Annotated in this window: 5 protein-coding genes; 3 read left to right on the top strand and 2 right to left on the bottom strand. The window is 65.9% G+C overall.

Annotation, left to right across the window (positions count from 1 at the left end; all coding sequences use genetic code 11):
• Window positions 1-696, top strand: a 696-nt coding sequence (locus ACZY0B_RS21565) for a TetR/AcrR family transcriptional regulator (protein WP_463766259.1), incomplete at its 5' end; no start/stop codon positions are given.
• Window positions 693-1,628 (top strand): R2-like ligand-binding oxidase, encoded by a 936-nt coding sequence (locus tag ACZY0B_RS21560; RefSeq protein ID WP_463766258.1) that lies wholly within the window; start codon window positions 693-695, stop codon window positions 1,626-1,628. The genes ACZY0B_RS21565 and ACZY0B_RS21560, both read left to right, overlap by 4 nt.
• Here ACZY0B_RS21560 and ACZY0B_RS21555 read toward each other — a convergent pair.
• Window positions 1,625-3,001, bottom strand: coding sequence for an NADP-dependent succinic semialdehyde dehydrogenase (locus ACZY0B_RS21555; RefSeq protein ID WP_463766257.1), 1,377 nt, complete (start codon window positions 2,999-3,001; stop codon window positions 1,625-1,627). The genes ACZY0B_RS21560 and ACZY0B_RS21555 overlap by 4 nt on opposite strands.
• A gap of 91 nt (window positions 3,002-3,092) precedes the next feature.
• On the opposite strand from ACZY0B_RS21555, the gene ACZY0B_RS21550 reads away from it, so the two are divergent.
• Window positions 3,093-4,739 (top strand): acetolactate synthase large subunit, encoded by a 1,647-nt coding sequence (locus ACZY0B_RS21550; RefSeq protein ID WP_463766256.1) that lies wholly within the window; start codon window positions 3,093-3,095, stop codon window positions 4,737-4,739.
• Window positions 4,740-4,755: 16 nt separating this feature from the next.
• Here ACZY0B_RS21550 and ACZY0B_RS21545 read toward each other — a convergent pair whose 3' ends face one another.
• Window positions 4,756-6,204: a lipase maturation factor family protein gene (locus ACZY0B_RS21545; RefSeq protein ID WP_463766255.1), complete on the bottom strand. Its 1,449-nt coding sequence runs from the start codon at window positions 6,202-6,204 to the stop codon at window positions 4,756-4,758.
• Window positions 6,205-6,255 lie beyond the last annotated feature (51 nt).

Raw genomic sequence — 6,255 nt, 5'->3', positions numbered from 1 at the left:
ACGGTCACGTGGGCGCGGGTCGATCCGGCTCGTCGCGCGGCAATCATCGAAGCCGCCGAGGCCGAGTTCGGGGCGCACGGGTTTTCTAGCGGCAGCCTCAACGTCATCGCGCGCCGGGCCGGAGTCGCCAAGGGCAGCCTGTTCCAGTACTTCGCCGACAAGCGCGACCTGTATGCGTTCATCGCCGACATCGGCAGCCAGCGGGTGCGGGCGTACATGGAGGACCGCATCGCCGAGCTCGACCCGAGCCGGCCGTTCTTCGAATTTCTGACCGAATGGCTCGATACCTGGGTCGCCTACTTCGCCGACCACCCGCACGAGCGCGCGCTGCACGCCGCGGCGACCCTGGAGGTCGACACCGATGCGCGCATCAGCGTGCGGTCTGTCATCCACCGCCACTACCTGGAAGTGCTGCGGCCGCTGGTGCGCGACGCACAAGTGCGTGGCGACTTTCGAAACGATGCCGACATTGACGTGCTGCTCTCGTTGCTGCTGCTGATCTTTCCACACCTGGCGCTGGCCCCTTACATGCGCGGCCTAGACCCCATCCTCGGGCTCGACGAGCCCAGCCCCGAACAGCCGGCGCTGGCCGTGCGCCGGCTCGTCGCGGCGCTGGCCGCCGCGTTCGCGGTGGTGCCCGCTGCACCCAATTCCTCCGTTAGCCCAGCCCTAATGCGATCTGAGGAGGTCACATGAACCGAACCCGAATTGCCTCAATGGCGCAAGGCGGCCTGAACTGGGATAGCTTGCCGCTCAAGCTGTTTGCAGGTGGCAATGCGAAGTTCTGGAATCCCGCCGACATCGACTTCTCCCGCGACCGACAAGACTGGGAACGCCTCACCGACGACGAACGCCACTACGCGACCCGGCTGTGCGCCGAGTTCATCGCCGGCGAGGAATCGGTGACCCAGGACATCCAGCCGTTCATGGCCGCGATGCGCGCCGAGGGCCGGCTCGGCGATGAGATGTATCTGACGCAGTTCGCCTTCGAGGAAGCCAAGCATGTCCAGGTGTTCCGCATGTGGCTCGACGCCGTCGGCGTCACCGACGACCTGCACCCGTTCATCGACGACGTCCCGACCTACCGCACAATCTTCTACGAGGAGCTGCCCGCCTGTCTGAGCGTGCTGTCGGACGATCCGTCTCCGGCCGCCCAGGTGAGGGCGTCGGTGACCTACAACCACATGGTCGAGGGCATGCTGGCGCTGACCGGCTACTACATCTGGCACAAGATCTGCGTGGAACGCGGCATCCTTCCCGGCATGCAGGAGCTGGTGCGGCGCATCGGCGACGACGAGCGGCGCCACATGGCCTGGGGCACGTTCACCTGCCGGCGCCACGTCGCCGCCGACGACGCCAACTGGGGTGTCTTCGAAGCGCGGATGAACGAGCTGATGCCGCTCGGGCTGCGCCTGATTGAAGAGGGCTTCGTCCTGTACGACCCGATGCCGTTCGGCCTGTCGACGGACGAGTCCATGGCCTACGCCGCGGACAAGGGCATGCGCCGGTTCGGCACCATCGCCAGCGCCCGCGGGCGCCCGCTCGGCGAGATCGACCTCGACTACTCGCCGTTGCAGCTCGAAGACACCTTCGCCGAGGAGGACGAGCGGGCGCTGGCGAGCGTCTAGCCCACCCAGACGGTCTTGGCGTTGCAGAACGCGCGGATGCCCAGACCCGCGAGTTCGCGGCCGTAGCCGGAGCGCTTGACGCCGCCGAAGCCCAGCTCCGGGTAGGACACCGTCATCCCGTTGATGAAGACCTGGCCGGCCTCGATGTCGTCGATGAAGCGCTGTTGCTCGGCCTCGTCGTTGGTCCAGGCGTTGGATCCCAGGCCGAAGGTGGTGGCGTTGGCGATCTCGATGGCCTCGTCGATGCCCGAGGCGCGGTACATCGAGGCGACAGGCCCGAAGACCTCTTCGGTGTAGAGCGCCATGTCCTTGGTGATGTCGGTGACCACCGTCGGCGGGTAGAACCAGCCAGGCTGGTCGGGGGTCTTACCGCCGAGGCGGACCTTGGCACCCGCGGCGACGGCGTCGTCGACCTGCTTGGCGATCTCGTCGCGGCCGGACTCGGTGGCCAGCGGTCCCACGTCGGTGTCCGGGTCGGTCGGGTCGCCAACCTTGAGCGCCTCCATCCGCTCGACGAACTTGTCGACGAACGCGTCGTAGATGTCGGTGTGCACGATGAATCGTTTGGCGGCGATGCAGGATTGGCCGTTGTTCTGCGTCCGGGCGGTGACCGCGGTCTTGACGGCTTCGTCGAGGTCGACCGACGGCATCACGATGAACGGGTCGCTGCCGCCGAGCTCCATCACCGTGGGCTTGATCTCGTCGCCGCAGATCGCCGCGACCGATTGGCCGGCCGGTTCGCTGCCGGTCAGGGTGGCCGCCTTGACCCGGGGATCGCGCAGGATGCCCTCGACAGCCTTCGACGACACCAGCAGCGTCTGGAAACAGTCCGCCGGGAAGCCGCCGCGGGCGATGACGTCAGACAGATACAGCGCGGACTGCGGCACGTTCGAGGCGTGCTTGAGTAGGCCGACGTTGCCGGCCATCAACGCCGGTGCGGCGAACCGCACGGCCTGCCAGAGCGGGAAGTTCCACGGCATCACGGCCAGGACCACGCCGAGCGGCTGCCACCGGGTGTAGGCCCTTTTCGCGCCGACCTTCGATGCCTCCGCGGGCTCATCGGCCAGCAGCTTCTCGGCGTTCTCGGCGTAGTAGCGAAAACCCTTGGCGCACTTGAGCGCTTCGCCCTTGGCCGACTTCAACGTCTTGCCCATTTCCAGGGTCATCATCGCCGCGACCTCGTCGGCCTCTTTTTCCAGAAGGTCGGCGGTTGCGTTGGCCCATTCGGCGCGCTGGGCGAAAGTCGTGTTGTGCCGGTAGTCGAGGAACCGCGCGTGCGCGCGCGCGATCGCGGCATCGACTTCATCGTCTGTCGCGGGGGTGAAGGTTTTGACTGTCTCGCCGGTGGCCGGGTTTATGGTCGCGATCGACACGCTGACATCCTCCGCTTGCTGTCTTTTCTCAAGGTGGATAAAAGGTCCAACACCTAGCCTGCCACTATCGTTCCCAGGAGGGAGGTGGCGGATGAGTACAGCCGCTCGGCTGATGGTCCAATGCTTGGAAAATGAGGGCGTTGCCGTGGTGTTCGGGCTGCCCGGCGAGGAGAACATCAGGTTCGTGCAGGCGCTGGCGTCCTCGCGGATCCGTTACGTGCTGACCCGGCACGAGCAGGCCGCGGCATTCATGGCCGAGATGTACGGACGCGTCACCGGCCGGGCGGCCGTCGTTTCGGCGACGTTGGGGCCGGGCGCGATCAACATGCAGCTCGGGGTCGCCGACGCCACCACAAACAGCACGCCGATGGTCGCGATCTCCGCTCAGGTCGGCCAGGATCGCGAGTACAAGGAGTCGCACCAGTACGTCGACCTGGTGTCGATGTTCGCGCCGATCACCCGCTGGGCCGACGGCGTGCCCACCGCGCGCGCCATCCCGGAGATGTTCCGTAAAGCCTTCAAGGTTGCCGAGGCCGAACGCCCGGCCGCGGTATACCTGGCCGTGCCCGAGCACATCGACGCCGACCAGACCGACTACGACCTGAGCCCGTTGCCGCGCAACGTGGTCCACGCGGAGGCGCCGGCGGCCGGTCAGGTGGCCCGTGCGGTCGACATCCTGCGCAACGCCAAGCGGCCGGTGGTGCTGGCCGGGCACGGCGCCGCCCGCGCCGACGCCACCGAGGCACTGATCCGATTCTCCGAGGAATTCGGTATCCAGGTCGCCAACACCTTTCACGGCAAGGGCGTCATGCCCGACGACCACCCCAACAGCATCGGGACGATCGGGTTCATGCGGCACGACTACGTCAACTTCGGGTTCGACAACGCCGACGTCGTCATCGCGGTCGGCTACGAACTCCAGGAATTCGACCCCGTCCGGATCAACCCGCAAGCCGATAAGGCGATCATCCATATTCACCGTTTCCCGGCCGAGGTCGACATGCATTACCCGGTCGGCGTCGGGATCATCGGCGACATCAGCTCCTCGCTCGACGCGGTGACCGATGCACTGGCCGGTCACCGCATCAACCACGCCGACGAAGTGCCCGGGGCGGGTCTGCTCACCGAGGAATTCGCTCGGGGACAACAGGACTCGCGGTATCCCCTGGCGCCGCAGCGGATCGTCGCCGACATAAGGGCCGCACTCGGTCGCAGCGACGTCGTGCTGGTCGACACCGGTGCTACCAAGATGTGGATGGCGCGGCTCTACCCGACCTACGAACGCAACACCTGCCTGGTCTCCAATGGCTTGTCCACCATGAGTTTCGCGCTGCCGGGAGCTCTCGGCGTCAAGCTGGCGCGGCCCGACTCGAAGGTGCTCGCCTTGGTCGGCGACGGTGCCTTCCTGATGAACTCGCAAGAAATTGAGACCGCTGTCCGAGAGAAGATCCCCCTGGTCGTGTTGATCTGGGAGGACGGCGGTTACGGGCTGATCGAATGGAAGATGGACCTCGAACTCGGCGAGCACTACTACGTGAAGTTCGGCAACCCGGACATCGTGAAGTACGCCGAAAGCTTTGGCGCCAAAGGGTATCAGATCAACAGTGCCGACGAGCTGCTGCCGACGCTGCAGGCCGCGCTCGACGACGACGGGGTTTCGCTGATCTGCTGCCCGGTGGATTACTCCGAGAACCTGCGGCTGACCGACCGGCTCGGTGAGCTGGACGAAACGCTCTAGCTTCAACGGCCCCGGCTCAGCCGGTGGGGGGTACCGTCGTCTGCTGCAGCGTCATCGGCGAAACATACTGGCCCACCAGCGCGCGATGCCACCACGCCCGGTCGCGGCGCAGTTCCGCCGGTGTGGTGAAGCGGTACTGGTAGAGCTGCGCACGCACATAGCGCGGGGGCGAGTCCGGAAAAGGATTGCGCCGCAACAACCTCAGGGTGGCTCGGTCGCCGGCCAGCAGACGTCGCAAGAACGGCTTCAGCCATGGCTGGGCATAGCCCGGCGAGATCGCGGCGAACCACATCAGCCAGTCCAGCCGCAGATGATAGGGGGCCCATTGGCGTGGCAACCGGCGCAGCGTGCCGGGCTTGCCCTTGAATTCGTACTCCTTCCAGACCGTCTGCGCGGTGAGCCGGGGTTCGTCGGTGCCCTCGATCACCACCTCCCGGCGGGTACGCCCGATGGTGCCGAATGCGCCGTAGGTATTGACCAAATGAAATGGGTTGAACGACATGTTCATTCGCTGACGTGGGGAAAGCATGTTGCGCACCGGCCAGTACGTCAGGAACAGCACCCCGCCGGCGAACGCAACCACCAGGCCGACGAACCACAGCGGCGACGCCGACAGGGGTGGGTGCCCGGGAATCGGCAGCAGCCGCCCCGCCGCGGAGTCGTCGATGGCAGTGAACGCCAGGACGATCGTCACCCAATTGAGCCAGGCGAAGTTCCCCGACATGACCAGCCACAGCTGCGTCACCACGATGATCGCCGCGGCCACGCTGGCCACCGGCTGGGGCGCGAACAACCCGAATGGCACCACTAGCTGCGCGAAATGGTTGCCCGCCACCTCAATTCGATGCAGCGGTTTGGGGAGGTGGTGGAAGAACCAGCTCAGCGGGCCCGGCATCGGCTGGGTCTCGTGGTGGTAGTACAGGCAGGTCAGGTCGCGCCAACACGGGTCGCCGCGCATCTTGATCAGGCCGGCGCCGAACTCGACCCGGAACAGCAGCAGTCGCGCCATCCACAACGTCAGCAGCGGGGGCGCCACGCGATCGTTGCCGAGGAAGATCATCAAGAATCCGCTTTCCAGCAGCAGGGATTCCCAGCCGAACGAATACCACGCCTGCCCCACATTGACGATCGAAAGGTAGAGCACCCACAGCGTCAGCCATATCGACAGTGCGGCCCACAGCGGTACCCGATCGGCTGCGCCGACGACGACGGCCGCCGACAGCACCACACCGAACCACGACACACCCGCGAACAGCCGATCGGAGTAGCGCAGGTGGAAAATGCTCGGCGTTCGCCAAAACGACTGCCGCGCTAAATACCTTGGCACCGGCAGTATTCCGTGCTCGCCGATGAGTGCGCGGAATTGCAGCGCGGCGGCGACGAACGCGATCAGGTAGATCGCCGCGACGCCGCGCTCGAGGACGAATCTGCCCAACCAGTAGTCGGGCGCAGTAAACCATGCCATGGCCGTAACTCCTCGGGCGGTGGCGGTCACACCATTCCGCGCATCCAGTCA

This window comes from Mycobacterium sp. IDUB_19 (genome assembly GCF_055419445.1).
The sequence above is the reverse complement of the archived record's forward strand: the minus strand, read 5'-3'. Positions and strand labels throughout refer to the sequence as shown.